This window comes from Cupriavidus sp. FW306-1B-F12B (assembly GCF_058781795.1).
In genome coordinates, this window is sequence record NZ_JBYSXC010000008.1 from 219,788 (window position 1) to 243,836 (window position 24,049).

A 24,049-nucleotide genomic window follows, 5' to 3' on the forward strand; every position below is an offset into this window, starting at 1 on the left:
AGGCTGGCGATATCAGGCAAGGGGGGCGCGGCCCGCGGCACGGCAGCGGCATGCTGCAGCGCGTGCGGTGCGGGCGCAGGAAACGCTCAGGCGCGGGAAATGGGTGGCCGGAAGAAGGCCGAAGGCGGCGGCTCGGCGCGGCCAGGCGGATGCTGGGCGACGTCGCCGGAGGGCAGCAGCAGCTTCACTGGCGGCAATGCAATCAGGGCGCTGGATTCCTCGATCTCGTCGAGCAGGTCGAGGGGATCGAGCAGGTCCGCCGACCAGATATTGCAATACCCGGGGGGCGGGTCGTCGCAGATATCGTCGTCATGCAAGCCGTCGTCACCGGGCACGATGATCCGGCCCAGGTCGTCGACAGGCTGTGCCGCCGCCAGGTCCACCAGGTCAACGCTGACCTGCGCCTGCGACGCGGCGCGCGCGTCCGCCACTGCTCCGAAGGAGAGCAGCGACAAGCACATGGCAGTCAGCAGGAGGAACAACAGGCGCATTGGATCGGGGGCATTGACGGCATCACCGCCGGGCCCGCTGTCGGAGCTGGCCGGTGGGATGCTGCAGGACAGCATTGTAACGTAACGATTACGATTGACAGGGAATCGTTACGTTCGTTCCCTTGCTGTAGAGAGATCGGGCGCCTGCAAGGGCTTTCAGACTCCTCCAACTTCTGCCCGATCCGCTTCCCAGCTACGCGCTGGTCAATGCTTCCAAACCCTGTAAGCCGGCCTGAGCATCCATCTGTTGGTGGTTTTGTAATACAAAAATGAGAGACAAATGAGCGCTATACTTCCGTATCAGCCAAGTACGGAGCCATTCATGCAAGGAACGACCTTGTCCTTCCGCGCCGGCGAAGAACTGGCCGACCAGACTCGCGCGCTGGCAAAGGCATCGGGACAAAAAACTTCCGACTACATCCGCGATGCCGTGCGCGAGAAGAACGAGCGGGAAATGGCCTCCCGTATCGCCATGCTTTCCCGCAAGCTCTCGGCAAAGCACCTGGCCGCCAGCGAAGACATGGACGCATCGGCTGGAGACGGGCTTGACTGAGCTGAAGCGCGGGCAGATCTGGGAGGTCGACCTCAATCCCCAGACGCATCGGGAAGAGCCGGCCAAGCGCAACCGGCCGGCACTGATCATCCAGACGGATTTGCTCAATGACGCCGGCCATCCGACTACGATCATCGTGCCGGGCACATCACAAATCGAGCGCGAGGATTGCTTCCCGTTGCGGGTCGCGCTGGGCAGGCTGCCTGGCCTAGCCTGTGAGACGGACCTGTTGATCGACCAGGTCCGAGCGGTGTCCAATCGCCGGTTCATGGGCGGCCGGCCGGTAGCCACGCTGGCGCCCAATCACCTGCGCAAGGTGGAAGAGGCCATGCGTCTGCTGCTCCGCCTTTAGGCCTTTCGGTCTCGCCCGTCGCCAGCCTCGCTGCATGATATGCAGCGTCAGTGCATATCATGCAGCGGCCCTACACCACCCTGAACCCATGCGTCCCGTCGCGCTCCAGTTGCGCGATCAGGCCGAACTCCCAGTCCAGGTAGCCCTGCATCGCCTCGCGCGGGTTGTCGGTGCCTTCATACGGCCGGCGGTAGCGGTCAGTGCGTTCCGAGGCCAGGCGCGTTTCCCCGCTTTCCAGCGGCAGTCCCGCGGCGATCCATGCCTGGGTGCCGCCTTCCAGCACGAACACTTCCGCATCCGTCAGGCGCTGCAGGTCGGCAGCGGCAAAGCGCGCCAGCAGGCTCGATCCGCAGGTGAGCACGTAGCGCCTGGCCTGCGGGATGCGTGGCAGCGTGTCCGCCAGCTGCGCGCGAATGACGAAGTAGGCGCCGGGAATATGGCGCTTGACGTAGTTGGCGCTGGTGGTGAAGTCGAGGACAGCGGTGCTGCCATCGCCTGCGTCAATCCATGTAGCCAGTTCGGCTGCAGTGACGGTCGATACCGGCGCTGACGCCGGCACCGGTGCGCTGACCGCGCCAGTTTCGCTGCGCTCTGCCGCCGCCACCGGTTCCACCACCCAGACGTCCCAGCCCATCTGCGCCAGCCATGAGCCGGTCATGCTGGCGCGCACGTCGTCATCATCCGCCAGCACGATGCGCGCGCCGCGCACCGGAGCGGAATGGTCGGTCTCCTGCACCAGCTGGCCACCGGGCGCGTTGACAAAGCCCGGCAGGTGGCTGTCCGCAAATTCCTCGGGCGTGCGCACGTCGAAGCGGTACACGGTGCGGCCAGGCGGCTGCAGCGCTTCGATCTGGGCCAGCGCAATGCGGCGCACGCCGGCCCGGTCGGCGATCTCGCGCGCGCCGCGGCGGGCACTGTCGCGGTTGGCGTCGCTGACCGCGGCGGGCGCGCGGCGGCTGGCACCGTGGTCCAGTCGCTGGCCGGCCAGGGTCCAGCCGATGGTGCCGTTGCGCAGCGCCGCCACCGGGTTGGGAATCCTCGCGTTGACCAGCGACTGCGTGCCGATGATGCTGCGCGTGCGCCCGGCGCAGTTGACGATCACACGCGTGCGCGGATCGGGCGCCAGCTCGCGCACGCGCAGCACCAGTTCGGCGCCCGGCACGCTGGTCGCGGTGGGAATGCTCATGGTCTGGTACTCGTCGAAGCGGCGCGCATCGACGACCACCACATCGGCCTTGGTGTCGATCAATGCCTGCACCTCCTCGGCCGCCAGCGACGGCGTGTGGCGCTTTGCCTCAACCACCTCGCCGAACGACTTGCTCGGCACGTTGACGTCGCGGAACACCTCGCCGCCGCCGTCGATCCAGGCGCGCAGGCCGCCTTCCAGCAGATGCACGCGCGTATAGCCCAGCTCGCGCAGCACGGCCGCGGCGCGCGGCGCCAGGTCGGTGCCGGCGTATTCGCCGTAGACGACGATCAGCGTGTCGCGGCGGGGGATGCGTGCCCAGGCGTCGATCTCTAGCTTCGACAGCGGAAAATTGGCGGCCCACAGCGGATGTTCCTGCGCGAACGGGTCTTCCTCGCGCACGTCGATCAGCGCGATCTCGTCGCCGTTGCGCAGGGCCTTGCGCACAGCTTCGGGCGAATACGTCGGAAATGCCGGTGCGGCTTGCGTAGCAGTAATCGTGATCATGACTGGGCAACTTCGCGGGAACGGTCCCACAGGTTAGGCAGGGTCTGGTTGGAATAGCCGGAGATGAAAGGCTTGCGGGTGCCGTCCTCGGTATAGACCGAGCGCCGCACCGCGCCGATATTGGCGCCGTACACGTGGATGCTGACCGAGACGCGGTCGTCATGCACGTTGTTGACACGGTGGATATCGCCTACCGTGGGCGACACGGCCTCGACCTGCCCGGGCAGCAAGCGCACGGCGTCGCCATGCGGCACAGGCCGGCCGCCGGCGTCGAGCACGAACGGCTGCGAGTCTTCCGCGCCGCGCAGCATGCCGATCAGGCCCCATACGGTGTGGTCGTGGATGGGCGTGCGCTGGCCCGGTCCCCAGACAAAGCTGACGACCGAGAAGCGTTCGGCGGAATCGCAATGCAGCAGGTGCTGCTGGTAGTACTCGGGATGCGGCTGGGCCCAGGCATTGGGCAGCCAGTCGTCGCGCGCAACCAGCCTTGCCAGCAGCGCGCCGCCTTCGCGCAGGATGCGGGGCTCGTCCGGCTGCTGGTCCAGCAGCGCGGCCAGGCCGGTGATGAAGTCGCGCAGCGGCGCGAGCGTGTCGGGGGTGGGGGTGCTGCCCATGGGAATGACTCCGGAGTGTCTCGTTCTGGTTTGCCGGCGCGGCGGGCGCCTGCGCCGCGGCCCTCTGCGGGGCGGTGCTGCTGCAAACATAGCACGGCCAGGCAGGCCCGCGCTTACAGGCCAAGCTGCGCCCGCCCGGCGGCGACCAGGATGGAATCGTTCTGCGGCGTATGGATGCGGCTGCACAGCACGTCGCGGTAGTGGCGCTCGAGCGGGTTGTTGCGGCTCAGCCCGTGGTTGCCGGAGAGCTGCAGTGCCAGTTCCACCGCGCGGATGGCATTGCCGGTCACGGTGTACTTGAGCAGCCCGCTGTCGGCCGGCGCGGGCGGCTCGCCCGCGTCGGTGCGCACGGCGGCATCGTCCAGCAATACCTGATTGGCCCGCAGCAACGCGGCGATCTCGCCGATGGCTTCCTGCACGCGCGGCAGCGTGGCCAGCGGCGCCCCCAGGCTGCCGGGCGCACGCTCGCGCACGAAATCGCCAATCCAAACAGCGGCCGCGTGCGCCACCGCGTCATAGAGGCTGCCCAGCAACACGGTCATCCAGGCCTGCTGGTCGGCGTTGGCGTCGATGTCGGCCTGGCTGGCGCCGGCCGGCGCCCATGCTGACGGCGGGCGGATATCGACCGCGTGGTCAGGCGGGATCCAGACGTTGTCGAGCACGGTCTCATGGCTGCCGGAAGCGCGCAGGCCAAGGTGGTTCCAGTTCTCGACGATGCGCACGCCCGCGATGCCGGCCGCCGGTCCGGGCACCAGGAACACGCCCACGCGCGGCTGCGCCTCATCGGTGCGCGCCCAGACCGCCAGCCAGCGCAGCGCCGGGATGCCGGTGCTGTACAGCTTGCGCCCGCTGATGCGCCAGCCGTCGGCCACGCGCGTGGCCACCGTGGCCGGCAGGCCGCCGCGTGCCGGCGATCCCAGTTCCGGTTCCACCCGCAGCGCGTTGATCAGCGCACCGTCCTGCACCGCACTGGCAAAGACCTGGTCGCGCACGGTCTGTGGCCAGTGCGAATCGGCGCGGGTGATCGCGCGGTGCTGCAGGTAGGTCATGGTCAGCACCAGCGCGGTTGCGGCATCGCCGCCCGCCACCGCCGCCACGATGCGGCGCGCCTGCGCCAGGCCTGCCCCGCCGCCGCCCTGCGCGTGCGGCACCACCTGCGCAACCAGGCCACTGGCATGCAGCTGCGCAAAGTTGTCGTGCGGAAAGCTGGCAGCGGCATCGTGCGCGCCGGCACTGGCGGCAAAGCGCGCGGACAGCCCGGCCAGCACCTCGCCAAGGCGCGCTTCGCTGCTGGGCAGCCTGCGCAAGGTAGACGTTAAAGACATGGGAGAAGACTCCGGGAAGGATCACGATGCGGCGCGCAGCCTGCACGAGGCTCGCACCGAATGCCGCCTAGCGTAGCGCCAGCACCGCATTACGAAAACGACGCTTATTGAATATGGACCGTCGTTTTTATTCGTTAGTGAGCGCGCGCGCCTGTCGTACTTTCTGCCTCAGCCCAACACCATCCGGGCGGTCACGCTGCCGCCCTCACCGAAACCAGGAGAACGCGCATGAGCGTCGATTTCATCGGCATGATCCAGAGCCAGAAGCAGTCCGAGATCCATCCGCCATCAGGCCCGGTGATCGATCGCGACTATGTGCGCGCCTTTGCCCAGGCCCATGAGCAGGCCGGCTTCGACCGCATCCTGGTGCCGCACCATTCCACCGGCCCGTCGGCGACGCTGACCATCGCCTACGCAGCCAGCGTGACCGAGCGCATCCACTTCATGCTGGCGCACCGCCCCGGCTTTACCGCGCCGACGCTGGCCGCGCGCCAGATTGCCACGCTCGACCAGTTCAGCGGCGGCCGCCTCGGGGTGCACTTCATCTCGGGCGGCTCGGACAGCGAGCAGCAGCGCGACGGCGACTTCCTCGACCATGACCAGCGTTATGCGCGCACCGACGAGTACCTGCACATCCTGCGCCGCATCTGGACCGAGGCCGCGCCGTTCGACCACGAAGGCCGGTTCTACCGCTTTACGCAGGGCTTCTCGGAGGTCAAGCCCGCGCAGCAGCCGCATGTGCCGATCTATTTCGGCGGCGCCTCGGAAGCGGCGCTGGCCGTGGCCGGCAAGCATGCCGACGTCTACGCGCTGTGGGGCGAGTCGCTCGAGCAGGTGCGCGAGCTGACCGGCCGCGTGCGTGCCGAAGCCGCGCAGCATGGCCGCACGGTGCGCTTCTCGGTGTCGTTCCGCCCGGTGCTGGCCGAGACCGAAGAAAAAGCCTGGGCCCGCGCCGACAGCATCCTGGAGCGCACCCGCGCCCTGCGCGTGCAGGCCGGCTACAGCCGCGGCGGCCCGCAGCAGAGCGAAGGCGCACGGCGCCTGCTCGCTGCGGCCGACCAAGGCGAGCGGGTCGACCAGCGCCTGTGGACCGCGATCGCGCGCGAGACCGGCGGGCGCTCCAACTCCACCGGCCTGGTCGGCACCCCGGAGCAGGTGGCGCAGGCCCTGCTGGCGTACTACGAACTGGGTGTCACCACCTTCCTGATCCGCGGCTTCGATCCGCTGGAAGACGCCATCGACTATGGCCGTGAGCTGATACCGCGCGTGCGCGAGCTGGTGGCGCAGCACGACGCCGCGCATCAGGCGGAGCGCAAGGCCGCCTGATGGCCTCACCACACAACACAACGAAAACGGGGAGTCTCACCATGAGCCAGGACAACAACAATCACGCCGACCCGCGCCGGCGCAGCATGCTGCGGCTGGCCGGCGCCGCGGCCATTGCCGCGCCGTCGCTGATCCTGGGCCGACAGGCCTGGTCGGCGCCGCGCAAGCTGACCTTCGCGTGGAACCAGAACTCTTTCTGCCTGACGCCGATCGTGGTGGCGCAGGAGAAGGGCTTCTTCGAGAAGAACGGCCTGCAGGTCGACCTGATCAACTACAGCGGCTCGACCGACCAGTTGCTGGAATCGATCGCCACCGGCAAGGCCGATGCCGCGGTCGGCATGATCCACCGCTGGCTCAAGCCGCTGGAAGCCGGCTTCGACGTCAAGATCATCGGCAGCTCGCACGGCGGCTGCGTGCGGCTGGTGGGATCGAAAGCGGCGGGGGTCACCAGCCTGCAGCAGCTGAAGGGAAAGACCGTCGGCGTCAGCGACCTGGCCGCACCGGGCAAACACTTCTTCACCATCCTGCTGGCCAAGAACGGTATCGACCCGGACAAGGACATCACCTGGCGCCAGTACCCGGCCGACCTGCTGGGCGTGGCGGTGGACAAGGGCGAGATCCAGGCGATCGCCGACGGCGACCCCAACCTCTACCTGCTGGAAAAGCGCACCAACGGCGCCTACGTGGAACTGGCCACCAACCTCACCGGCGAGTACGCGCGCAAGGTCTGCTGCGTGGTCGGCGCCCGCGGCGAGCTGGTGCGCCACGACCGCCCCGCGGCCACGTCGCTGGCGCGCGCCATCGTGCAGGCCACCGACTATGTCAACGAGAACCCCAACGAGGCCGCCAGGGTCTTCGCCAAGTACTCGCCCAAGATCAACCCGGAAGACCTGCGCAAGCTCTACGCCACGCTGACCTATACCCACCACCCGACCGGCGTCGACCTGCGCGACGAGATCGCCTTCTACGCCGATGATTTCCGCCGCATCGGCGTGCTGAAGAAGACCACCGATGCCAAACGCCTGGCGCAGCACGTCTACGCCAATGTGCTGGGGTGATGCCATGACGACAAGCCAACCTGCACTCGACGCCGGGCTCGCACGCGAGCCAGCTGCGCCTGCCATCGCCACCGTACGTGGTACCAGCCCGGTCTGGGCCACGGGCATCGTCGCGGCCCTGGCGTGGGGCGCGTTCGGCGCGCTGACGTGGCTGTGGCCCAACCAGGCGGTGGGCTTCAGCGACTGGGCCTATACGGCCGAGCTGGGGATTGCGGCGCTGGCAGGCGCCGCGTTGCTGGCACTGGTTGCGCTGGCCGGCCAGCGGGTCCTGGCGGCGCAACGCGCGCTGGCCGCGCTGCGCGCCGCCGGCCCGTGGCTGGTGGCGCTGCCTGTGGCCCTGGCCGCGTGGGAAATCCTGACCGCCAAGACCGCCATCCTGCCCACGCCCTTCTTCGCGCCGCCACAGGCGCTGATCGAGGTCTATGCCGACGACTGGCGGCGCCTCGGCGACAGCGTGCTGAACACGCTCAGGCTGCTCGGGCTGGGCGTGGCCTATGGCGGACTGGCCGGCTTCCTGGTGGGGGTGTCGATCGGCTGGTCGCGCCGCATCGGCTACTGGGTGCATCCGGTGCTGCGCGTGCTGGGCCCGCTGCCGTCGACCGCGCTGCTGCCGCTGACCTTCTACTTCTTCCCGTCGAGCTATTCCGCCGCGGTGTTCCTGATCGCGCTGGCCACCGCCTTCCCGGTGGCGGTGCTGACCTGGTCAGGCGTGGCCGGCGTCAACAAGAGCTACTACGACGTGGCGCGCACCATGGGCGCCTCGGGCTGGTTCCTGGTGCTGCGCGTGGCGATCCCGGCGGCGCTGCCGCAGGTATTCGTCGGCCTGTTCATGGGGCTGGGCGCTTCGTTCTCGGTGCTGGTGACGGCGGAGATGATGGGCGTGAAGTCGGGCCTGGGCTGGTACCTGACATGGGCGCAGGGCTGGGCTTCGTACGTCAATATGTATGCGGCGCTGATCGTGATGGCGCTGCTGTTCTCGGGCGTGATCACGCTGCTGTTCGTGGCGCGTGACCGGGTGCTGTCGTGGCAGAAGGGGACGGTGAAATGGTGAGTGTGGTTGAGCGGTTGAAAGCATCGAGACCCTACACGCACGTGAAGAAGGCTCCCCTCTCCCGCACGCGGGAGAGGGGAGTTAACGCGGCGGCAGACGACACCGCGGAAGCCCGGACCGGTGCCCGCATCGACATCCATCAGGTCAGCCACTGGTTCGGCAGCGGCGGCGACCGGCTGCAGGTGCTGGACGACGTCGACCTGAGCGTCGCACCGGGCGAGTTCGTCGCGCTGCTGGGGCCCAGCGGTTGCGGCAAGTCCACGCTGCTGCGGCTGGTGGCAGGGCTGGACCAGCCCTCCTCCGGCGAGATCCTGCAAGACGGCACCTCGATCACCGAGCCTGACCCGTCGCGCATCGTGGTGTTCCAGGACCCCACGCTGTACCCGTGGCGGCGCGTATGGGACAACGTCGCGCTGGGCCTGCAGGCGCGCGGCGTGCTGGCAAGCCAGCGCCCGCGCGTGGATGACGCGCTGCGGCGCGTCGGGCTGGAAACCTTTGCCCGCGCCTTCCCGCACCAGCTCTCCGGCGGCATGGCGCAGCGCGTGGCGCTGGCGCGCGCGCTGGTCAACGATCCGCGCCTGCTGGTGCTGGACGAGCCGCTGGGCAAGCTGGATTCGCTGACGCGGCTGGCGATGCAGAGCGACCTGGTCGAACTGTGGCAGCGTTCGCGCTTCTCGGCGCTGCTGGTCACGCACGACGTGGAGGAAGCGCTGTTCCTGGCGCAGCGCGTGATCATCTTCAGCCAGCGTCCGGCACACATCACGGCAGAGATCCGGGTCGACCTGCCCTACCCGCGCCATCGCGGCGATCCGCGGCTGACCGGGCTGCGGCACGAAGCGCTGCGCCACCTGGGGCTGGACGCGAGCTGGTAATGGCGTTGCGCTCCGCCTCGCGGGCCGCCAGATGAACGGCCCGCCGCCGCAGGCATGGCTCAATGCATTGCTGGTTCTGATCGAGAAATTCCAGCTTGGCTTGCTGTCGCTCTGGCATGCCCTTGGCCTGACCGGCGACAGCCACGGCCAGCCCGCGTGGCCCTGGGCACGGCGCGTGGCGGGCCAAACCCTGCTGATCGACCTGGGCCTCGCGCGCCAGGTCGGCCTGAGCCTGTGCGCGCTTGTCTTTGCCGTGCTGGCCATTACCGCCGCGCTGGCATGGCGACGCCAGCGCGGCATATTGCTTGCCGCCGGTGCGCTCGCCCTGGTGGCGGCTCCCTGGCCCGGCGCAGCGCTGCTGTTGGTGCCAGCCGCGCCGACCAGCTTCCACGCCAGCCCTACCCGCTTCTCCGTCGATGCCATCGCGCTCGGCGCCCGGGTCTATGCGCAGCATTGCGCCAGCTGCCACGGCGCGGACGGGCGCGGAGAAGGCCCGCTGGCCGCCAGCCTGGCGCAGTGGCCGCCCACGCTGGTCAGCCCGCTGCTGGCACGCCGCGCCGATGGCGAACTGTTCTGGCATGTGCTGGCCGGCATGCGCGACCGTCACGGCCAGCCCACCATGCCGGCCTTCGGCAATGTGCTCGGCCTCGGCGAGGCCTGGGCTGTGATCGACTACATGAAAGCGCTGTCGGCCGGCGGTGGTGCCGAGGGCAACTGGCCGGTGCCGTTGCGGCTGCCGGAGATGGCAATCCGCTGCGCCAATGCCGCGCCGCTGGCGCTGTCGCAATGGCGCGGCGACCAGCGCGTGCGGCTGGTGGCGGTGGACGGGACGGCATCGTTGCCGTTCGAGGATCCCCGCTTCCTGACCGTGCTGGTCACCCCCGACGGGCAACCGCCGGCGCAGGTGCCGCGCTTCCGTGCCGGCTGCACCGCGGTTTCCTCACATGCCTGGCAGGCCGTGGCGGCAATCGCCGGGCAATCGCCTTCGCGCCTGGCCGGCACCCAGCTGCTGGCCGACCGCGGCGGCTGGCTGCGCGCCCGCGGCACGCCGGGGCGGCAATGGTCCGACGCAGACCTGGTCTGCGTCTCGGGACCGGACGCCGGCGCACAGCGCGCGCCGTCACCCGCGGCTGACGGGCTGACTGCGCTGCTCCTGCGCATGGACGCCGAGCCGGTGCGCTTCGTCAAGGGCGGTTTCATTCACTGAACCGCCCCCCAGGCCGGCACGCAGCCATCCGAGTGCCGCACGCCTGCCCCTCCTCCCCCTTGTTTCCTCCACCGCAGGTGAGCCCTCGCCCGCGGCGCACCTTCCGTCGCCGCTCTGGAACGGCCAACCGACCCCTATAAATGCCGTACAAGGCACTCAAAACCGCATCTTGTCTCAATTTTTCATCAATTTCATTCCGTAAACCAAAACTTCCTATTGACCAACCGAAGTCTTCCGCCTACATTTCCCCCAACAAGCAATTTTCCGGAACGCCCTGTTCCACTTTATAAGACCCTCATCAGGAGACAACGCCATGCGCGACCTCGATACCACCTCGAATCCCGCCGTTTCCGGTGGCTCGGCCGCCGCGAAGGAGAGCCAGGTCCCGGCCGGCCCGCAGACCATGACCCCGTCGGAAGCCTTCGTTGAAACGCTGGCCGCCAACGGCGTGACCGACATGTTCGGCATCATGGGCTCGGCCTTCATGGATGCGATGGACATCTTCGCGCCGGCGGGCATCCGCCTGATCCCGGTGGTGCACGAACAAGGCGCCGGCCACATGGCCGACGGCTACGCCCGCGTGTCGGGCCGCCACGGTGTGGTGATCGGCCAGAACGGCCCCGGCATCTCCAACTGCGTGACCTCGATCGCCGCTGCCTACTGGGCCCACAGCCCGGTGGTGATCGTCACGCCCGAGGCCGGCACCATGGGCATCGGCCTGGGCGGCTTCCAGGAAGCCAACCAGTTGCCGATGTTCCAGGAGTTCACCAAGTACCAGGGCCACGTCACCAACCCGGCCCGCATGGCCGAGTTCACCGCCCGCTGCTTCGACCGCGCCACCGCGGAAATGGGCCCGACCCAGCTGAACATCCCGCGTGACCACTTCTACGGCAAGGTCAACGTCGAGATCCCGCAGCCGCGCCGCCTCGACCGCGGCCCCGGCGGCGAGCAGAGCCTGAACGATGCGGCCGAGCTGCTGGCCAACGCCAAGTTCCCGGTGATCATCTCGGGCGGCGGCGTGGTGATGGCCGATGCGATCGAAGAGTGCAAGGCCCTGGCCGAGCGCCTGGGCGCGCCGGTGGTCAACAGCTACCTGCACAACGACTCGTTTCCGGCCAGCCACCCGCTGTGGTGCGGCCCGCTGGGCTACCAGGGTTCGAAGGCGGCGATGAAGCTGATCTCGCGCGCCGACGTGGTGATCGCGCTGGGCTCGCGCCTGGGGCCGTTCGGCACGCTGCCGCAGCACGGCATGGACTACTGGCCGAAGAACGCCAAGATCATCCAGATCGACGCCGACCACAAGATGCTGGGCCTGGTGAAGAAGATCTCGGTCGGCATCTGCGGCGACGCCAAGGCCGCCGCGGTCGCGCTGAGCCAGCGCCTGGCCGGCCGCACGCTGGCCTGCGATGCCAGCCGCGAGGCCCGCGCCACCGAAATCGCCAACGAAAAGGCCGCGTGGGAGAAGGAGCTGGACGACTGGACCCATGAGCGCGACCCGTACAGCCTGGACATGATCGAAGAGCAGAAGCAGGAGCGCACGCCCACCGGCGGCCACTACCTGCATCCGCGCCAGGTGCTGCGCGAGCTGGAAAAGGCCATGCCGGAAGATGTGATGGTGTCCACCGATATCGGCAACATCAACTCGGTGGCCAACAGCTACCTGCGCTTCGAGAAGCCGCGCAGCTTCTTCGCGGCAATGAGCTGGGGCAACTGCGGCTACGCCTTCCCGACCATCATCGGCGCCAAGGTCGCGGCACCGCACCGCCCGGCCGTGTCGTACGCCGGTGACGGCGCCTGGGGCATGAGCCTGATGGAAACCATGACCTGCGTGCGCCACAACATCCCGGTGACCGCGGTGGTGTTCCACAACCGCCAGTGGGGCGCGGAGAAGAAGAACCAGGTGGACTTCTACAACCGCCGCTTTGTCGCAGGCGAGCTGGACAACCAGAGCTTTGCCGAAATCGCCAAGGCGATGGGTGCGGAAGGCATCGTGGTGGATCGGCTGGAAGATGTCGGCCCGGCCCTGAAGCGCGCCATCGACCTGCAGATGAATCATGGCAAGACCACGATCATCGAGATCATGTGCACGCGTGAACTGGGCGACCCGTTCCGCCGCGATGCGCTGGCCAAGCCGGTGCGTTACCTGGACAAGTACAAGGACTACGTCTGAGTCTGAGCCTGTACAGGCGCCCCGCTTGCAATCGGTTTGCTCCCTCTCCCGCTTGCGGGAGAGGGTTGGGGTGAGGGCGGGGATCTCCACGAAGTTCCGCCTGGTGGCATGCCACCGCCTGCCCTCACCCCCTGCCCCTCTCCCGCAAGCGGGAGAGGGGAGCAAACCGCAAGCATGACAAGGGCTCCGGCCCTTTTTTCCGTTTCTGAAACCATCCGACCATGAAAGCCATCCTCCGCATCATCGACCGCGCCCGCGCCGCGCCTCGCCGCATCGTGCTGTGCGAGGCCGAAGACCCGCGCATCCTGCAGGCCGCGCAGCGCGCGACGCAGGAAGGCATCGCGCGCATCGTGCTGGTCGGCAACACGCGCCAGATCAACGCCGCCGCGGCCATCCACGGCATCGGGCTGGACGGCATGACGCTGGTCGATCCATCGACCTCGGCGCTCACGCCCTCGTTCGCGCAGCAACTCTTTGCGCTGCGCCAGAAGAAGGGCATGACGCTCGATGAAGCCAAGCGCGCGGTGCTCGATCCGCTGTGCTTCGCCAACCTGATGGTGCGGCTCGGACACGCCGACGGTTCGGTGGCGGGCGCCGACCACACCACCGCCGACGTGGTGCGCAACGCGATCCAGCTGATCGGGCTGGCACCCGGCTTCCGGCTGGTGTCGAGCTTCTTCCTGATGATGCTGTGCGAGCCTTTCCACACGCTCAAGGGCGGGCTGATTTTCTCCGACTGCGGGCTGGTGGTGGATCCGGATGCCGATGCGCTTGCCGATATCGCCATGGCCGCGGCCGACAGCGCACGCACCTTGCTGATGGAAGAGCCGCGCGTGGCCATGCTGTCGTTCTCGACCAGCGGCAGCGCCAGCCATGCGGCGGTGGACAAGGTGGTGGCAGCCACCGAGCGCGTGCGCGCGCAACGCCCGGGCCTGGCCATCGATGGCGACGTGCAGCTCGACGCCGCCATCGTCGCCGAGATCGCCGCGCGCAAGGTCGCGCATTCGCAGGTGAACGGCCACGCCAACGTGCTGGTGTTCCCCAGCCTGGAAGCCGGCAATATCGGCTACAAGCTGGCCGAGCGGGTCGGTGGCGCCAAGGCCATCGGGCCGATGCTGCAGGGGCTGAACAAGCCCGCCAACGACCTCTCGCGCGGCTGCAGCGCGGACGATGTGTTCCACGTCATCGCCGTCACCGTGGTCCAGGCGCAAGCCACCGCGGAACAGGCCGGCAAGGGCGAGCAGGCGGCGGCATGAAAGCAGAACTGTTGTTGCCGCTGCTGGGCCTGCAGGCCCTGCTCGGTGCCGGCACCTATTTCCAGACGGTGACCGGCTTTGGCCTTGGCATGATCGTGATGGGCGTCACCAGCGGACTGGGGCTGGCGCCCGTGGCCACCGTGGCCGCGGTGGTGAGCCTGGTCACGCTGGCCAACAGCGCCTGCGCGCTGCCAGGCAAGCTGCAGCATATCGACTGGCGCGCCGTCGCCGCGGCAGCCATCGGCATCCTGCCGTCGGTAGTGGTCGGCGTGCTGGTGCTGGAGTACCTGAGTTCCAGCGCAGCCACCCTGCTGCAACTGCTGCTGGGCGCCGTGATCCTGTATGGCGGCCTCAGCGCCGCACTCAAGCCCGCGCCGCTGGCGCAACGCTCCGGTGATGGCACCTTCTTCATGAGCGGGGTCTTCGGCGGACTGCTGAGCGGCATGTTCGGTGTCTCTGGCCCGCCACTGATTTTCCAGTTCTACCGGCAGCCGATGAAGCCGGTTGAAATCCGTTGCGCGCTGATCCTGGTCTTTACCGTGACCTCAACCGTGCGCACGCTGTTCTCGGCCTGGCAGGGGCAGCTCGATGCCGCCGTGTGCATGCAGGCCGCCATCGCCGTGCCGGTGGTGGTGATCGCCACGCTGCTGGGGCGGCGTTTCCCGCCGCCGTTCTCGCCGATGACGACGCGACGCCTTGCGTTTGGCGTGCTGATCGGGATCGGGGTCAGCCTGATGCTGCCGGCGGTGGTGGGGTGGGTGATGTAACGGCGGCTGCCGCTGTACGTGTTCCGTGCGATGTACACGTTACGCGTACATCGCGAAATATCGGACAGCGCACACTGATGCGTGTCCGCGCCCTCACCGCCCCTCAGCGTCTTCTCGCCCCCACCAGCCCCGCCACCTCATCCAGCATCGCCATATCCACCGGCTGCGACAGGTCCAGCGCCAGCGTGTGCCGGTAGTAGGGGCTCAAGTCCAGCCCCACCCCCAGCCCCAGCACTTCCACATCCCGCAGCGCCTCGTGCCGCGCCACCACGGCCTTCAGGTGGTTGTCCAGGTAGCAAGCGTCGTTGGCCTGCCCGGTCGCGGTATCCATGGGGCTGCCGTCGGACACCACCACCAGGATGCGGCGCACCTTGCCGGTGGCGTGCAGCCGCGCGCATGCCCACTCCACCGCCTCGCCGTCCACGCCTTCGCGGAACAGGTCGGCCTTGAGCAGCGCGGCGATGTCGGTGCGCGCGCGCCGCCAGCTGCGCTGCGCGTCCTTGAACACCATATGGCAGGTCTCGTTGAGCCGGCCAGGGTGCTGCGGGCGGCCGCGCGCGAGCCAGTCGGCGCGGGCGCGGCCGCCGTTCCAGGCGTTGGTGGTGAAGCCGAGCACCTCGGTGGCCACGCCGGCCTGGTCGAGCGCGCGGGTGAGCATGTCGATCAGCAGCGTAAGCGGCTCGGCCTGCGCCTTCATGGAGCCCGAGCAATCGATCAGGAAGGCGACCACGCAGTCGGCATGGGCCTTGTGCGCTTCCAGGCGGAAGAGCCGGCGCTCGGCGGGGGAGCTGACCAGTTGCGCCAGGCGGCGGCCGTCGATGCGGCCGCTTTCCTCGCCGAAGGACCAGCCGTCCACGCGCGGCTGCGACAGCGCGGCGCGCAGCCGGCGCGCCAGCCGGGCGACGTTCACGCCCGCGCGCGCGATGCGTGCGTCGAGCCGCGTGCGGTACTCGTCCAGCAAGGCGCGGCGCACCAGCGTGGCGGCGCGCACTTCGCGGTCGTAGCGGGCGGTGAAGACGCGGTAACCGTCGGTGGCGTCAGCCAGCACGCGGCTGTGGCCGCTGTCGGCCAGTGCAAAGTCTTCCGCAGGCGGTTCGTCGAAATCCAGCCACAGCGCAAACCCGGCGCGCGCGGCCGAGGCTAAGTTGTCGTCGTCTTCGCCGGCAAGCGGGGCTTCGGTACGGATCATCTGCGCCACCGCGCGCGCCAGCGCCAGTGCGTGCGCGGCGTAGGCGGCCTGGTCGTGGCGTTGCGCGCGCAGGCCGGCCAGCGAGGTGCCGAGCACCGGCACGATGGCGGCGCGCGTGGCCTCGATCAGGTCTTCGGTCTCTTCCAGCACCGGCTCCCCCGTCAGGCGCGACCACGACACCTGCGCCACGGTATAGAGCAGGATGCCGAGATGCCCCTCGGTCAGCCCGGAGCGATGGAAGGCCCGCGACCACGCCATGAAGCGGTGGCGCAGGTTAGCCGCCACGCCGGCCATGCCGCGCGGCAGGCGGGTCTCGCAACGCAGCTGCTCCAGCAGTTCGAAGACCAGGCGCTCGACCGGATCGGCCGGGCACAGCTGCCGATGCAGCGCGGCGTCGGAATGCGCCTGGCGCAGCGCGGCACCATCGGCCGCGCCGCGCAGGCAGGTGGCGGTGTCGGTTTCCAGGTCCGTGCGCAAGTGCGGCGCATGCTGCGGCACCGGGCGCATCGCGCGCCAGAGCTGGCCGTCGCGGAAATGCAGCGCCGCATCGCCGGTGATCGCGCGCACCGCGGCACCGGACAGCGCATCCTGCCGCTGGCGCCGGCGCAACTGCTGCGCGACCGTGCCCGCACTCATCGCGCGGGCTCCGACTCGGCGCTCACGCCGGCGGCCTCACCCGGCAGGTGGCCGAAGCAACGCTGGTAGTACTCGGCCACCACCGGCCGCTCGGCCTCGTCGCACTTGTTCAGGAAGGTCAGGCGGAAGGCGAGCGCGGGGTCGCGGAAGATCTGGCAGTTCTCGGCCCAGCTGATCACCGTGCGCGGCGACATCAGCGCCGACACATCGCCGGCGGCAAACCCGCGGCGCGTGAGGCCGGCCAGCGCCACCATCGCATCGACCAGCGCGCGCCCGGCGTCGTGGTCCAGCTCCGGCACGCGCGCCAGCACGATGCCGGCCTCCTCTTCATGCGGCAGGTAGTCCAGCGTAGCGACCACGTTCCAGCGGTCGATCTGCGCGTGGTTGAGCAGCTGGGTGCCGTGGTAGAGGCCGTTGACGTTGCCCAGGCCGACGGTATTGGAGGTCGCAAACAAGCGGAAAGACGGATGCGGGCGGATCACGCGGTTCTGGTCCAGCAGCGTGAACTTGCCGTCGCGCTCCAGGATGCGCTGGATCACGAACATCACATCGGGCCGGCCTGCGTCGTATTCATCGAAGATCAGCGCCACCGGGCGCTGCAGCGCCCACGGCACGATGCCTTCCTGGAATTCGGTGACCTGGCGCCCGTCGCGGATAACGATGGCGTCCTTGCCGACCAGGTCCAGCCGGCTGATATGCCCGTCCAGGTTGACGCGCACGCAAGGCCAGTTCAGCCGCGCGGCGACTTGCTCGATATGGGTCGACTTGCCGCTGCCGTGCAGGCCCTGCACCATCACTCGCCGGTCGCGCATGAAGCCGGACAGGATTGCCAGCGTCACCTCGGGCTGGAAGCGGTAGGCCGGATCGATCTCCGGCACGTGGTCGTCGCGCTGGCTGAAGGCCGGCACCATCAGGCCGGAATCGATGCCAAACGCGCTGCGCACCGGAATCATCCGGTCCGGCTTGCCAAACTGGTCTTGCGTCACCTCATGCTCCTTGTTGCTTGCTGCCATGCCATCGGCACTGCGGCAAGCGGAGCAATCCGCGTGACGCCGTGCGCGCTATTCGTCCTCTTCCGCGCCGCCCTGCCAGTTGCCGGCGCTGTCGGCCTCGATCGCCGCCAGCGCGCCCGCCGCACGCTGCAGCGCGGGCAGCAACTGCAGCACCTTGTCGCGCGTCACGCGCATCACCGGGGCCTGCAGCGCCAGCCCCAGGTTGGACTTGCCGCCGTCCACGGCCGGCACCAGCACGCCGATGCAGACCAGCCCCGGCAGGAACTCTTCATCGTCCATCGCGTAGCCGTCGCGCTTCACGCGCTCCAGTTCGGCTTCCAGCTGCGCGTGGTCGGTCAGCGTGTTCTGCGTGTAGCGTTCCAGCTCCACGTTGGCCAGCAGCCGCTGGCGCTGCGCCGGCGCCAGCTGCGCCAGGAACAGCTTGCCCGTGGCCGAGCAGTGCGCCGGCACGCGCGAGCCCGGATGCAGGTAGAAGCGCAGCGGCGCCGCCGTTTCCACGCGGTCCAGGTACAGCACCTCGCCGCCGGAGAACGCGGTCAGGTTGCAGCTCTCGCCCACCTCTTCCACCAGCCGGCGCAACACCATGTGGCGCGCGCCGTGCGAGGTGCTGTTGAGCAACAGGTTCTCCGCCAGCCGGCGCAGCCGCAGGCCGGTGCCGTATTGCCGCCCGTCGCCGTTGCGCTGGATCAGGCCCGCGGCCTCGAGCTGCTGCAGCATGCGGTGCAGCGTGGGCTTGGGCAGTCCGGTTTCTTCCACCAGCGCCTGCAGGTTGAAGGACTGGTCCTTCTCCGCGATGACTTCGAGCAGGCCGAACAAACGCAGTGCCGGCGTGTCTCCATCCGGCTTGGCGTCACTTTTGGCGAGGCGCATATCGTTCATGCCTGGCTCCATCATAGGTAAGTTTCATTTTCAGAGTCAAATCATATCAATTATCGAAACTTCTGGTTGACCTTCCCCCGCGAACGGCCTACATTCCAGTGAAAGAACAATTTTTCGGAACTTATGGTTCCAATTTTTTAAGCGATCACCGGAGACAAGTCGACATGTACGGATAGGCCTTCCCTCCCCGGGATTGCAAATACTGACCGACCACGGCCCCAGGCTGGCAATTACTGCCCTGCCGCCTATACCGAAGAGAAGCCGTGGCGCCTGCCTTAAACGCTGTACTGGCTGCAACGCAGTACCGACAGCAAGCGCAGCACAGGAGACACAACATGATCCAACAACCAGAGTCCGGCAACGGGCTATCCCACGGCCTGAAGCAACGCCACATGACCATGATCGCGCTGGGTGGCGTGATCGGCGCGGGCCTCTTTGTCGGCAGCGGCGTCGTCATCAAGTCCGCCGGCCCCGCCGCGGTCCTTTCCTTCCTGATCACCGGCCTGCTGGTGGTGCTGGTGATGCGCATGCTGGGCGAGATGGCCTGCGCCATGCCTGGCAGCGGCGGTTTCTATGAGTATGCACGCGAAGCCTGGCGCGACCGCCCGGCGGTGGGCAACCTGGCCGGCTTCCTGACCGGCTGGATGTACTGGTATTTCTGGGTCATCGTGGTGGCGCTGGAAGCCGTGGCCGGTGCCGACCTGGTGCGCTACTGGCTGCCCGACGTGCCCAACTGGATCATCAGCCTGGTGCTGCTGGTGATGCTGACGCTGACCAACCTGGTGTCGGTCAAGTCCTTCGGCGAGTTCGAGTTCTGGTTCGCATCGATCAAGGTCGCCGCGATCATGGTGTTCCTGTTCGTCGCCGGCGTCTATGTGCTGGGCCTGGCCCCGGGCTCCCATGGCATGCAGGTGGCCAACCTGACCGCCAACGGCGGCTTCATGCCGCACGGCATTGTCCCGGTGCTGACCGGCGCGGTAGCCGCCACCGGCTTCTACTTTGGCGCCGAGATCGTCACCATCGCCGCTGCCGAGACCGCCGAGCCGCAGAAGGCCGTGGCCAAGGCCACCAGCTCGGTGATCACGCGCGTGCTGGTGTTCTATGTGGGCTCGATCCTGCTGGTGGTCTGCCTGGTGCCGTGGGACTCCTCCAGCATCGCCACGCCGTACGTCAGCGCGCTGAACGTGATGGGCGTGCCGGCGGCCGCGCAGATCATGAACGCGATCGTGCTGACCGCGGTGCTGTCGGCGCTCAACTCGGGCCTCTATGCCTCGTCGCGCATGCTGTTCGCGCTGACCCGCCGTGGCGACGCCCCCAAGTCGCTGGCCCGCGTGAGCCGCAACGGCGTGCCGGTGCGCGCCATCCTGGTGGCGACCCTGTTCGGCTACGGTGCGGTGGTGATGTCCTATGTCTCGCCTGATACGGTGTTTGCCTTCCTGGTGAACTCGTACGGCACGGTGGCGATCTTCGTCTACATCCTGATCGCGATCTCGCAGCTGCGCCTGCGTTCCCGCCTGGAGCGCGAAGCGCCGGGCCAGCTGCGCGTGCGCATGTGGTGCTACCCGTACCTCACCTACCTGGCGATCGTCGGCATGATCGGTATCGTGGTGGCGATGGCCTTCATCCCCGACCAGCGCACGCCGCTTGCGCTGGGTGTGGTGAGCCTGGGCATCCTGCTGGTGGCCTACGCCGCGCGGCAACTGTTTCGCGGTAGCGTGGATCCGGTAGTGCCGCTGGCGGAGATGCCGCGCCCGGACCTGCATGAGTATTGATGACTGACCATGACTGACGTGGCGCGCCGGTGCGGTATGCTGGCGCGCTTCGCCGTCTAGGCAACGCCCCCGCCCCATGAGCCTGAAGTCTCCCACCACCCTCTGGTCCCAGCTGTTCCAGCAGCATGCCCACTCGGGCCTGAGCCTGCAGGGCAAGATCCGCCAGATGCTGGTCTCGGCCATCCTTGACGAGCAGCTGCCGCAGGGCGAGCCGCTGCCCAGCAGCCGCGAGCTGTCGGCGCAGCTGCGCGTGGCGCGCAACACGGTGGTGCTGGCCTACCAGCAGCTGGTCGATGAAGGCTACCTGGTGGCGCGCGAGCGCAGCGGCTACTTCGTCAACCCGGAGATCCTGGGCACGCGCGTGAGCGGCGTGGCCTCGCTGCGCGGCGAGGCGGTGCCCGCCCGCTCGGGCGAGCCCGACTGGGAGCGGCGCTTTGTGTTCCGCCCCACGCAGCAGCGCAATATCGTCAAGCGCGCCAACTGGCGCGACTACCCCTACCCCTTCATCTACGGCCAGTACGACCCGGTGCTGTTCCCCACCGCGGACTGGCGCGAATGCTGCCTGAAGGCGCTCAGCGTGCTCGACATCCACGACTGGGCCCAGGACATGATCCTGCGCGACGACGAATCGCTGGTGCAGCAGATCCGCACCCGCGTGCTGCCGCGCCGCGGCGTGTGGGCCGGCGCCGACGAGATCGTGGTGACCGTGGGCGCGCAGCAGGCGCTGTACCTGCTGGCCGACCTGCTGGTCAGCCCCGACACGCCGGTGGGCATCGAGGACCCCGGCTATCCGGACGCACGCAATATCTTTGGCTCGCACACCTCCCACCTGGTGCCGCTGCCGGTCGACGGCGACGGCCTGACCCTGTCTGACGCGCAACGCGCCTGCGACTATGTCTACGTGACCCCGGGCCACCAGTGCCCGACCACCGTGACCATGCCGCTGGCGCGCCGCCAGGCCCTGCTGCGCCAGGCCGAGGAAGCTGACTTCGTGCTGATCGAGGACGACTACGAAAGCGAAAGCCGCTTCGAAGGCGACCCCACCCCCACGCTCAAGAGCCTGGACCGCAGCAACCGCGTGATCTATGTCGGCAGCCTGTCCAAGAGCCTGGCGCCGGGGCTGCGCATCGGCTATATCGTCGGGCCGGCGGCGCTGATCGCCGAACTGCGCGGCGCGCGGCGGCTGATGCTGCGGCATCCGTCGGCGTATATCCAGCGCGCGTTCTCGCTGTTCCTGTCGCTGGGCCACTATGACGCGCACCTGCGCCGGCTGGCGGCCGCGCACCGCGAGCGCGCCGAAGCCGTGCTGGCGGCGCTGGCCACGCATATGCCTGACTTCCGCGCGGTGCCGATCGCCGGCGGCGCCTCATGCTGGATCGAGGGGCCGTCCTGGCTCGATGCCGATGCGCTGGCGCGGCTGGCCGAGCTGCAGGGTGTGCTGATCGAGCCCGGCAGCGTCTTCTTCATGGCCGAGCCCGCGCCGCGCAACGGCTTCAGGCTGGGCTACTCGTCGATCTCGCTGGACCGCATCGAGCCCGGCATCCGCGTGCTGGCGGGCGTGGCGCGTGAACTGCAGGCCACCGCCAGCGGCGCCACAACCATCGCCGCCGTCACTTCCCGGGTCCGTCCCGCGGCCTGAGCCTGCCCGCGGCGGTGTCTGCCGCCGCTGGCCCAAGCGATTGTCCCGAACTGGCGCTACAGCGCCGCGCACGGCTTCCCTATCCTCGAGTCATGGCCGGTTCCCCACGGACCGGCAGACAACACTCAGGAGACCAACCCATGTCCAAGGACAACACCGCCGCCGGCATCGAACTGCTGCAGGCCTTCAACGACGCCTGGAACCGCCACGACATCGAGGCCCTGATGAGCTTCATGGCCGATGACTGCGCCTTCCACGGCGTGGCCGGGCCCGATCTGCTGGGCCGCAGCTATATCGGCCGCGACGCGGTGCGCGAAGGCTTCCAGCTGGCCTGGCAGACCTTCCCCGACGCACAGTGGGTCGATGGCGACCACTTCGTCGTGGGCGACCGCGGCGTGAGCGAATCCACCTTCCGCGGCACCCGTGCCGACGGCGCCCGCATCGAGGCGCGCATGGTGGACGTCTTCACCTTCCGCGACGGCAAGATCGCGGTCAAGAACGCGTACCGCAAGGATCGCCCGCCCGTCGTAGCGCCCGCAGCCTGACCGAGGAGACGCGCCATGCAAGCCGTAGCCCCCCGCAGCCTCCTTGCCGGCGAGCAGTCCACCGCTCCCGCCCGCCCGTACGACCCCGCCTACGACCCGCTGCACACCCCCAACCCCGGCCACGGCCGCGAGTACGCGCCCACCTACTGGATCGGCACCGCGGGCGAGCCGCCCGCCGACGACGGCCCGATCACGCACGACATCGACGTGGATGTGGCGATCATCGGCTCGGGCTTCACTGGCCTGACCTGCGCCATCTTCCTGGCACAGGAATACGGCATCAAGGCCACCGTGCTCGAAGCCAACCGCGTCAGCTGGGGCTGCAGCACGCGCAACGGCGGCCAGGCGCAATGCGCGTCCGGGCGGCTCAAGCGCTCGCAGTGGATCCAGCGCTACGGCCTGGATACCGCGCTGCGCCTGCATGAGGAAGTCTGCGACGGCATGGAGACCTTCAAGGGCCTGATCAAGGACATCAACTGTGACCCGCAGCCGGGCGGCCACCTGTATATCGCGCACCGCGCCAAGGTGATGCCGGCGCTGGAGAAGGAGGCCAAGCTCCTGCGCGAAGTCTTCAAGTACGACGCACGGATCATGGACGCCGACACCGTGCGGCGCGAGTATGTCGACGACAAGGAAGCCGCCGGCGCCATGCATGAGCCCGAAGGCATCGGCATCCACGCCGGCAAGCTCGCCTTCGGCTACCTGCGCCGCGCGCGCGAGCTGGGCGCCAAGGTGCATCCGTCCAGCCCGGTGACCGGCTGGGAAACGCGCAACGGCGTGCACTACCTGCGCACCCCCGGCGGCATCGTGCGCGCCCGCGCGGTGGGTGTGGCCACCGGCGGCTATACCTCGCAGACGCTGCACCGCGAGCTCAAGAACCGGCTGTTTCCGATCCTGTCGAACTCCATCGTCACGCGCCCGCTCACGGCCAGCGAACTGGCCGCGTGCAACTTCCGCACCACGCAGGTCATCACCGACACCCGCATCCTGCGCCACTACTACCGCCTGATGCCAGACGGCCGCCTGCAGATCGGCAGCCGCAGCGCCATCACCGGCAACGACGCGCCGCAGGAGCAGTACAAGCACAAGCTGATCGGCGACATGTACCGCAAATTCCCAGCGCTGCAGGGGATCCAGGTCGATTACTCATGGTGGGGCTGGGTCGATGTCAGCCACGACATGATGCCGCGCATCACCCAGCCGGATCCGGCCCAGTCGATCTACTACGCCATGGGCTATGGCGGCAATGGCGTGATGTACTCCGCGCAGGCCGGCAAGCGGCTGGCGGCGTTGATTGCCGGCAAAGCTGCCGCGCTGCCGGAACTGCCGATCTTCCGCTCGCCGCTGCCGTTCCCGAACGTGCGCGAGATGGTGGAATCGCAGATGTTCGCGCCGTTCCGGAGGATGGGGCAGCGCGTGCTGTACCACTGGTATCACTTGAAGGATGACGTGCTTTGAGGAATGTGGTCGGGCGGCTGCATCGAGGACGCCGGCAACGCGATAGCAGGCCTTCGCCTCCCATCCTTGTCGAGCCCGCCGTGGCGGGCCCCTTCGCGCTATGCCATATGCCCGGCGCTTCTGCACAGGGCTATGTACTGGCAGGCCACCTGCATCCGGCCTGCCGCCTGCGCGGCGCAGGCG

The 24,049-nt window shown here is 68.4% G+C and carries 21 protein-coding genes; 14 read left to right on the plus strand and 7 right to left on the minus strand.

The window, feature by feature from the left end; all coding sequences use genetic code 11:
• Positions 1-86 precede the first annotated feature (86 nt).
• The gene (locus AC3WLE_RS16000) at positions 87-491 is read right to left on the minus strand and encodes a cobalt-zinc-cadmium resistance protein (protein ID WP_492317427.1); all 405 of its coding nucleotides are present in this window, start codon (positions 489-491) and stop codon (positions 87-89) included.
• 337 nt (positions 492-828) lie between these two features.
• Here AC3WLE_RS16000 and AC3WLE_RS16005 point away from each other — a divergent pair, with 337 nt between their 5' ends.
• The gene (locus AC3WLE_RS16005) at positions 829-1,044 is read left to right on the plus strand and encodes an antitoxin of toxin-antitoxin stability system (RefSeq protein WP_492340416.1); all 216 of its coding nucleotides are present in this window, start codon (positions 829-831) and stop codon (positions 1,042-1,044) included.
• Positions 1,037-1,396, plus strand: coding sequence for a type II toxin-antitoxin system PemK/MazF family toxin (locus tag AC3WLE_RS16010; protein ID WP_492317425.1), 360 nt, complete (start codon positions 1,037-1,039; stop codon positions 1,394-1,396). Before AC3WLE_RS16005 ends, AC3WLE_RS16010 begins: the two co-directional genes overlap by 8 nt.
• Before the next feature lie 70 nt (positions 1,397-1,466).
• On the opposite strand, the gene AC3WLE_RS16015 is transcribed toward AC3WLE_RS16010, so the two are convergent.
• From AC3WLE_RS16015 to AC3WLE_RS16025, 3 genes are all read right to left on the minus strand, one after another.
• A complete protein-coding gene (locus AC3WLE_RS16015) occupies positions 1,467-3,089 on the minus strand; it encodes a rhodanese-related sulfurtransferase (RefSeq protein ID WP_492357075.1) in 1,623 nt (540 codons plus the stop codon).
• A complete protein-coding gene (locus AC3WLE_RS16020; RefSeq protein ID WP_492317423.1) occupies positions 3,086-3,703 on the minus strand; it encodes a cysteine dioxygenase family protein in 618 nt (205 codons plus the stop codon). Before AC3WLE_RS16020 ends, AC3WLE_RS16015 begins: the two co-directional genes overlap by 4 nt.
• A gap of 113 nt (positions 3,704-3,816) precedes the next feature.
• A complete protein-coding gene (locus tag AC3WLE_RS16025) occupies positions 3,817-5,028 on the minus strand; it encodes an acyl-CoA dehydrogenase family protein (RefSeq protein WP_492317422.1) in 1,212 nt (403 codons plus the stop codon).
• 228 nt (positions 5,029-5,256) lie between these two features.
• On the opposite strand from AC3WLE_RS16025, the gene AC3WLE_RS16030 reads away from it, so the two are divergent.
• The 8 genes from AC3WLE_RS16030 to AC3WLE_RS16065 all read left to right on the plus strand — a co-directional run bounded on the left by AC3WLE_RS16030 (position 5,257) and on the right by AC3WLE_RS16065 (position 14,735).
• Positions 5,257-6,354, plus strand: a complete 1,098-nt coding sequence (locus AC3WLE_RS16030; RefSeq protein WP_492357074.1) for an LLM class flavin-dependent oxidoreductase — start codon at positions 5,257-5,259, stop codon at positions 6,352-6,354.
• Positions 6,355-6,395: 41 nt separating this feature from the next.
• Entirely contained in the window at positions 6,396-7,412 is a 1,017-nt protein-coding gene (locus AC3WLE_RS16035) for an ABC transporter substrate-binding protein (protein WP_492351389.1), read from the plus strand.
• A 4-nt stretch (positions 7,413-7,416) separates the two neighbouring features.
• Positions 7,417-8,463 (plus strand): ABC transporter permease, encoded by a 1,047-nt coding sequence (locus AC3WLE_RS16040; protein ID WP_492357073.1) that lies wholly within the window; start codon positions 7,417-7,419, stop codon positions 8,461-8,463.
• On the plus strand, positions 8,457-9,335 hold the full coding sequence (locus tag AC3WLE_RS16045; protein ID WP_492351391.1) for an ABC transporter ATP-binding protein: 879 nt from the start codon (positions 8,457-8,459) through the stop codon (positions 9,333-9,335). The genes AC3WLE_RS16040 and AC3WLE_RS16045 overlap by 7 nt, the downstream gene beginning before the upstream one ends.
• 31 nt (positions 9,336-9,366) lie before the next feature.
• Positions 9,367-10,542 carry a c-type cytochrome gene (locus AC3WLE_RS16050; protein WP_492317417.1) on the plus strand — a complete coding sequence of 392 codons (1,176 nt, stop codon included), beginning with the start codon at positions 9,367-9,369 and terminating at the stop codon, positions 10,540-10,542.
• A 403-nt stretch (positions 10,543-10,945) separates the two neighbouring features.
• Positions 10,946-12,712: a sulfoacetaldehyde acetyltransferase gene (gene xsc / locus AC3WLE_RS16055; protein ID WP_492317442.1), complete on the plus strand. Its 1,767-nt coding sequence runs from the start codon at positions 10,946-10,948 to the stop codon at positions 12,710-12,712.
• A 221-nt stretch (positions 12,713-12,933) separates the two neighbouring features.
• Positions 12,934-13,968, plus strand: a complete 1,035-nt coding sequence (pta, locus tag AC3WLE_RS16060) for a phosphate acetyltransferase (RefSeq protein WP_492317416.1) — start codon at positions 12,934-12,936, stop codon at positions 13,966-13,968.
• Positions 13,965-14,735 (plus strand): TSUP family transporter, encoded by a 771-nt coding sequence (locus AC3WLE_RS16065; protein WP_492317415.1) that lies wholly within the window; start codon positions 13,965-13,967, stop codon positions 14,733-14,735. Before pta ends, AC3WLE_RS16065 begins: the two co-directional genes overlap by 4 nt.
• A gap of 103 nt (positions 14,736-14,838) precedes the next feature.
• On the opposite strand, the gene AC3WLE_RS16070 is transcribed toward AC3WLE_RS16065, so the two are convergent.
• The 3 genes from AC3WLE_RS16070 to AC3WLE_RS16080 are packed head-to-tail and all read right to left on the minus strand — an operon-like array spanning position 14,839 to position 18,452.
• Entirely contained in the window at positions 14,839-16,560 is a 1,722-nt protein-coding gene (locus AC3WLE_RS16070; RefSeq protein ID WP_492317414.1) for a cobaltochelatase CobT-related protein, read from the minus strand.
• Positions 16,557-17,573 (minus strand): AAA family ATPase, encoded by a 1,017-nt coding sequence (locus AC3WLE_RS16075; protein ID WP_492317413.1) that lies wholly within the window; start codon positions 17,571-17,573, stop codon positions 16,557-16,559. The genes AC3WLE_RS16070 and AC3WLE_RS16075 overlap by 4 nt, the downstream gene beginning before the upstream one ends.
• 48 nt (positions 17,574-17,621) lie before the next feature.
• Complete coding sequence (locus AC3WLE_RS16080) at positions 17,622-18,452, minus strand: IclR family transcriptional regulator (RefSeq protein ID WP_492317412.1); 831 nt, start codon at positions 18,450-18,452, stop codon at positions 17,622-17,624.
• 335 nt (positions 18,453-18,787) lie between these two features.
• Between AC3WLE_RS16080 and AC3WLE_RS16085 the strand changes: the two genes are divergently transcribed.
• From AC3WLE_RS16085 to AC3WLE_RS16100, 4 genes are all read left to right on the plus strand, one after another.
• Positions 18,788-20,224 carry an amino acid permease gene (locus AC3WLE_RS16085; RefSeq protein ID WP_492317411.1) on the plus strand — a complete coding sequence of 479 codons (1,437 nt, stop codon included), beginning with the start codon at positions 18,788-18,790 and terminating at the stop codon, positions 20,222-20,224.
• A gap of 76 nt (positions 20,225-20,300) precedes the next feature.
• Entirely contained in the window at positions 20,301-21,863 is a 1,563-nt protein-coding gene (pdxR, locus tag AC3WLE_RS16090; protein WP_011617530.1) for a MocR-like pyridoxine biosynthesis transcription factor PdxR, read from the plus strand.
• Positions 21,864-22,003: 140 nt separating this feature from the next.
• Positions 22,004-22,408, plus strand: a complete 405-nt coding sequence (locus tag AC3WLE_RS16095) for a nuclear transport factor 2 family protein (RefSeq protein ID WP_492317410.1) — start codon at positions 22,004-22,006, stop codon at positions 22,406-22,408.
• Between the two features lie 15 nt (positions 22,409-22,423).
• Positions 22,424-23,866 (plus strand): NAD(P)/FAD-dependent oxidoreductase, encoded by a 1,443-nt coding sequence (locus tag AC3WLE_RS16100; protein WP_492317409.1) that lies wholly within the window; start codon positions 22,424-22,426, stop codon positions 23,864-23,866.
• Positions 23,867-24,049: the final 183 nt, after the last annotated feature.

Excerpts from the sequence above, each read along its gene's own strand:
- AC3WLE_RS16045 (WP_492351391.1), top strand. The coding sequence starts at position 8,457 with ATGGTGAGTGTGGTTGAGCGGTTGAAAGCATCGAGACCCTACACGCAC.
- AC3WLE_RS16085 (WP_492317411.1), top strand. The coding sequence starts at position 18,788 with ATGATCCAACAACCAGAGTCCGGCAACGGGCTATCCCACGGCCTGAAG.
- AC3WLE_RS16075 (WP_492317413.1), bottom strand. The coding sequence starts at position 17,573 with ATGGCAGCAAGCAACAAGGAGCATGAGGTGACGCAAGACCAGTTTGGC.
- AC3WLE_RS16000 (WP_492317427.1), bottom strand. The coding sequence starts at position 491 with ATGCGCCTGTTGTTCCTCCTGCTGACTGCCATGTGCTTGTCGCTGCTC.
- AC3WLE_RS16040 (WP_492357073.1), top strand. The coding sequence starts at position 7,417 with ATGACGACAAGCCAACCTGCACTCGACGCCGGGCTCGCACGCGAGCCA.
- pdxR (WP_011617530.1), top strand. The coding sequence starts at position 20,301 with ATGAGCCTGAAGTCTCCCACCACCCTCTGGTCCCAGCTGTTCCAGCAG.
- AC3WLE_RS16050 (WP_492317417.1), top strand. The coding sequence starts at position 9,367 with ATGAACGGCCCGCCGCCGCAGGCATGGCTCAATGCATTGCTGGTTCTG.
- AC3WLE_RS16035 (WP_492351389.1), top strand. The coding sequence starts at position 6,396 with ATGAGCCAGGACAACAACAATCACGCCGACCCGCGCCGGCGCAGCATG.
- AC3WLE_RS16015 (WP_492357075.1), bottom strand. The coding sequence starts at position 3,089 with ATGATCACGATTACTGCTACGCAAGCCGCACCGGCATTTCCGACGTAT.
- AC3WLE_RS16095 (WP_492317410.1), top strand. The coding sequence starts at position 22,004 with ATGTCCAAGGACAACACCGCCGCCGGCATCGAACTGCTGCAGGCCTTC.
- AC3WLE_RS16100 (WP_492317409.1), top strand. The coding sequence starts at position 22,424 with ATGCAAGCCGTAGCCCCCCGCAGCCTCCTTGCCGGCGAGCAGTCCACC.
- AC3WLE_RS16080 (WP_492317412.1), bottom strand. The coding sequence starts at position 18,452 with ATGAACGATATGCGCCTCGCCAAAAGTGACGCCAAGCCGGATGGAGAC.
- AC3WLE_RS16020 (WP_492317423.1), bottom strand. The coding sequence starts at position 3,703 with ATGGGCAGCACCCCCACCCCCGACACGCTCGCGCCGCTGCGCGACTTC.
- AC3WLE_RS16030 (WP_492357074.1), top strand. The coding sequence starts at position 5,257 with ATGAGCGTCGATTTCATCGGCATGATCCAGAGCCAGAAGCAGTCCGAG.
- AC3WLE_RS16070 (WP_492317414.1), bottom strand. The coding sequence starts at position 16,560 with ATGAGTGCGGGCACGGTCGCGCAGCAGTTGCGCCGGCGCCAGCGGCAG.
- AC3WLE_RS16025 (WP_492317422.1), bottom strand. The coding sequence starts at position 5,028 with ATGTCTTTAACGTCTACCTTGCGCAGGCTGCCCAGCAGCGAAGCGCGC.
- AC3WLE_RS16065 (WP_492317415.1), top strand. The coding sequence starts at position 13,965 with ATGAAAGCAGAACTGTTGTTGCCGCTGCTGGGCCTGCAGGCCCTGCTC.
- xsc (WP_492317442.1), top strand. The coding sequence starts at position 10,946 with ATGACCCCGTCGGAAGCCTTCGTTGAAACGCTGGCCGCCAACGGCGTG.
- pta (WP_492317416.1), top strand. The coding sequence starts at position 12,934 with ATGAAAGCCATCCTCCGCATCATCGACCGCGCCCGCGCCGCGCCTCGC.